This is a genomic window from Streptomyces capparidis (genome assembly GCF_054782095.1).
Map to the genome: position 1 here is coordinate 1 of NZ_BAAGTD010000115.1, position 4,367 is coordinate 4,367.

The following is a 4,367-nucleotide window of genomic DNA, read 5'->3' on the forward strand; positions in this document are numbered from 1 at the left end:
ACGAAGTTGGTGATCAACCAGTTCAGATTCTGCGCCGCCTGGCTCATCGCACTCAACTAACGCTCCTGGTGATTGGGTCTGAAACCGCGGCCGTCGGTGGGTCCCGCACCGGCCTGCCGGCCCTGCTGGATACCGCGGCGGAGGTTCGTCAGCCGCCCGCGCACCTCGTCGGGGGCGCGGGAGACCTGGGGGTGACCGGTGGTCTGGGGGGTCTGCGGGGCCTGGGCCTTGCCCGGCACCAGGTTGGCGCGGGGCACCCGGCGCGGCAGCCCGGCGGCGGTCACTCCGCCGGCCTGCGGCTCGCGGACCTGCTCGGCGCGGCGCCACCGCTCGTCGTTGGACGAGGGCCGCCACTGCCCGGAGGAGGCACCGGCGGACCTGGCCGCCTGCGGCTGGGCCGCCGGGCGCGGCGGCGGGGTGTGCCGGTCGCGCTGGGGACGGGCCGGCTGCGGGCCGGGGAGGCCGGTGCCCGCGGGCTCGGCGCGCTGCGGCCGCTGCTGCGGCGCCGGGGCCTGCGGGGCGGCGGGCGGCGCGGCGCCGTCCGCGGCCCGGGAGCGGAACCAGTCGGACTCGACCGTGTCGAAGATCGGCGTGCGCTCGTCGGCGCTGACCGGCGCCGGCGGCAGGGCCATCGGCTCCGCGGCGGGCGGCAACTGCGGCTCGCTGCGCTGCCGCTCCTGCTCGGGGAAGGGCTGCGGGGCCTGCGGCTGGGGAGCCTGCGGCTGCGGCACCTGGACCGGCGGCAGGTTCGCGGGCAGCGCCTGGGGGGCCTGCGGCTGCGGCATCTGCTGCGGGACGCGGGGCAGCGGCGGGCGCTGGTCGTCGCGCACGGCCTCGAACTGGAGCGTGGACTCCACCCGGTCGTGGTCGCCCTGCGCCGTCTCGGCGAAGTCCCGGCGGGCCGGCTGGCGCCCGGCGCCCGGCGGGAGCGGCGTCCCCGCGGGCGGGGTGGCGTCGCGCCGGTGCTGATCGCCGGACATGCCCGTCCACTGCGGCTGCTGGGGCTGCTGCGGAGCCGACGGGGCGGGGCGCGCCGGCTCGTGCGGCTGCCCGGCCTGCGGCTGGGGCTGCTGGGGGCGGGTCGGCCGCGGCGGCGGCGGCAGCGTCCTGCGCGGCGGCTGCCCGGGCTGCTGCTGCGACTGCTGGGGCTGCGGCTGCTGCTGCGGCTTGGACTGCTGCGGGAGCTGCGGCTGCGCGGGACGGCCGGCGACGGGCCGCTGCGGCAGGTCGCGCCCGCCCGCGGGGGACGCGCCCGGGCCGCCAGGGCCGCCGGTCTGGAGGGAGGACAACTGGCCGCGCTGCGGCGCCGCGCCCGTCTGCGGGGCCTGGCCCGGCCGGCCGGCGCTCTTGGGGGCGCCGCCGCCCTGGGTGACGTCCACCGGCAGCATGACCAGCGCGGTGGTGCCGCCGGAGTCGCTCGGGCGCAACTGGATGCGGATGCCGTGCCGCAGGGACAGGCGGCCGACCACGAACAGGCCCATGCGGCGGGAGACCGACACGTCCACCGTCGGCGGGTTGGCCAGCCGCTCGTTGATCTCGGCGAGGTCCTCGGGGGACAGGCCGATGCCGGTGTCGTGGATCTCGATGAGCACCCGGCCGTCCGGCAGCGCGTGGCCGGTGACCTTCACCTTGGTCTGTGGGCTGGAGAAGGAGGTGGCGTTCTCCAGCAGCTCGGCGAGCAGGTGCACCAGGTCGTTGACGACGCGGCCGGCGACCTCGGTGGACGGCACCGAGGTCAGCTCGATGCGCTCGTACTGCTCCACCTCGGAGGCGGCGGCGCGCAGCACGTCCACCAGCGGCACCGGGCGGGTCCACCGGCGGCCCGGCTCCTCACCCGCGAGGACCAGCAGGTTCTCGCCGTTGCGGCGCATGCGGGTGGCCAGGTGGTCCAGCTTGAACAGGTTGGCGAGCTGGTCCGGGTCGGCCTCGCGGCTCTCCAGCTCGGAGATCAGGCTCAACTGGCGCTGGATGAGGCCCTGGCTGCGGCGCGAGAGGTTGGTGAACATCGCGTTGACGTTTCCTCGCAGCAGCGCCTGCTCGGACGCCAGCCGCACCGCCTCGCGGTGGACCTCGTCGAACGCCTTGGCGACCTGGCCGATCTCGTCGCGCGAGTTCAGGCCGATCGACTTCACGCTGGTGTCGATGTCCTGCGGGTCGGCCTCGGACAGGTGCTTGACCAGCTCGGGGAGGCGCTTCTGGGCGACTTCCTGCGCGGTGTCCTGGAGGCGGCGCAGCGAGCGGATCATCGAGCGGGCCACCACGGCCGCGCCGATGACGGCCACGCCGAGGACGATCAGGATCAGCGCGCCGTTGAGCAGCGCGTCCCGCTGGGCCTCGCTGCGCAGGTTCTTCGCCTGGCGGGACATCTGGGCCAGCAGCTCGGTCTGGACGGCGCGCATGGCGTCCAGGCGGGTCGTGGACTTGTCGATCCAGTCCAGGTAGGACAGGTCCTGGCTCTTGATGCCGTTGGGGTAGTTCACCGCGCGCTCGCGGAACTCGTCCGCGAGCTCGATCTCCACCACGTCGCCGTCCAGGCCGCTGAGCAGCTTGGCGGAGTCGTCGCCGTAGATGGAGATGAAACGCTCCTGCGCGCTCTTCTCGTTCTGGTACGTGGTGCGGGCGAAGTAGCGGTCGTTCTCGCTCAGCTCCGGCCCGCCCTCGTGGGCGAGCGCCGCGGCCAGCACCGCGCGCTGGATCGAGTAGTCCTCCTTGGACTGCGCGAACGCGGTGAGCGCGCGGGTGGCCTGGATCATCTCGGTGTTGGACGTGGCCTGCGCCATGTCCTGGGACAGCGAGAGGAGGCCCTCGATGAGCTGGCTGTAGCTGTCCGCGGTCTGCGAGACGTAGTCCGGGTTGTCGTAGGCGAGCTCGCGGATGCGGTTGAGCTCGCGCAACTGGGTGTCGATCTGCACCAGCGTGTTGCGCACGCCCGTCAGCGCGTCGTCGTCCTTGGGCAGGTTGCTCTCGGCGAGGAAGGAGCGCGCCGCCTTGTCGGTCTCCTCGCGGGTGGCGGCCACCGAGTCGTCGCCCTCGCGCCCGCGGGTGAGCGGGCCCGCCGTCAGGTCGCGCTCGTCCTGGAGGCGGTCGGCCAGCCGGGTCGCCCGCTCGGTGAGCGTGGTCAGCTTGTCCATGTGCTCGAGCTGGTCCACGTCCTCGAGCGAGTTCTGGATGCGCAGCGCGCCGAGGGTGGTGGCGGCGACCACGGGCAGGGTGAGCAGCGCGACCAGGCGGGTGCTGATCTTCCAGTTGCGCAGCCGTATTCGCGACGACTGCTTCTCGGAGCCGTCGCCCGCGGCGCCCTTGCCCGCGCCGCCGCGGCCGTCTCCCGCCGGGCCCTTCGGCTTGGCCGTGGCCGTCGCATCGGCGCCCGGGGCGACCTGCGGGGAGCCGCCACCGGCTCCGCCGCGCTGCTCCGGGTCGCCCGCAGCGCCGCCATCCCTCTTGATACGTCCCTGCACTAGCGTCGCAACCTCTGGACCAGGCGTCCCCCGCTGAGCGCGGCGGGACGGTGTCGAGTCTTGGGGGCTCGTGCTCATCTGTGGTGCGGATGACCGGCACGCGCCCGGTGTTCACCGCCGTCCTGATGCTCGTCGCCTCGTCGCCGGTGCGAGCGGGATACGAGCGGCGGTCCGTGGAATTCCAGCACAGCCCAGGATCTCCAACAAGGGCGGAGGCGGACCCCGGGGATTGGGTGACGATAGGCGAGTGATCCACTACCGACCGTGTGACGGACCGTCATGGATTACGGAGAATGCGGGGCATTCCGGGCGCCGCACGCGCTTGCCCCGCTAGCGCCCCTCGTGCCCGAAAAGTCGCTTCCCGGGGGAATGTCGCGAAATGAGGGGCAGCGGCTAATGCGAGGTTTGGGGCTGTTTGTCAAGGGCGTGGTGAGCAAAATCACAGCTCCGACGTGGCGCATGTCACGGTGCTGTCCCGTTACCCATGTTTAACCTGATTGGTGCTTTACATCGGGAGGGATTCTGCCGCCCACCCGGATCGTCCCTGACAAGCCGTTCCCGAAAACACCGAGGTCGAATCCCCGATGAAGAAGACGACCATGATGTTCCGCTCCATAGCCAACCCCCGCCGCACCACGCTCGCGAGCCTGGACGGCGGCCTGGTGACGCGTCCCGCGGTCGAGGACGACGCCGCCGATGCGGAGCTGCGGGAGCTGCCCCGGTCCACGGCGAACCCGCGGCGCACCACGCTGGTGGACGAGCCCGCCTCCTGAACCCCGGGGCCCGCGCCGGCTCCCCTCCCGACGAGAAGGGCCGCGCCCGCCGCGCCGCGACGCCGCGGGCGGCGCGCCGCCCCCGCGGGGGCCGCGCCCGGCCTCCGTCCGCCCCCGCCGTCCCGCCGCGCGCGGC

2 protein-coding genes are annotated in these 4,367 nt (G+C 73.8%); one reads left to right on the forward strand and one right to left on the reverse strand.

Annotation, left to right across the window (positions count from 1 at the left end):
• Window positions 1–56: 56 nt before the first annotated feature.
• Complete coding sequence (locus ACYVO2_RS37095; protein WP_461012535.1) at window positions 57–3,458, reverse strand: sensor histidine kinase; 3,402 nt, start codon at window positions 3,456–3,458, stop codon at window positions 57–59.
• Window positions 3,459–4,042: 584 nt separating this feature from the next.
• Between ACYVO2_RS37095 and ACYVO2_RS37100 the strand changes: the two genes are divergently transcribed.
• Complete coding sequence (locus ACYVO2_RS37100) at window positions 4,043–4,231, forward strand: hypothetical protein (RefSeq protein WP_461012536.1); 189 nt, start codon at window positions 4,043–4,045, stop codon at window positions 4,229–4,231.
• Window positions 4,232–4,367: the final 136 nt, after the last annotated feature.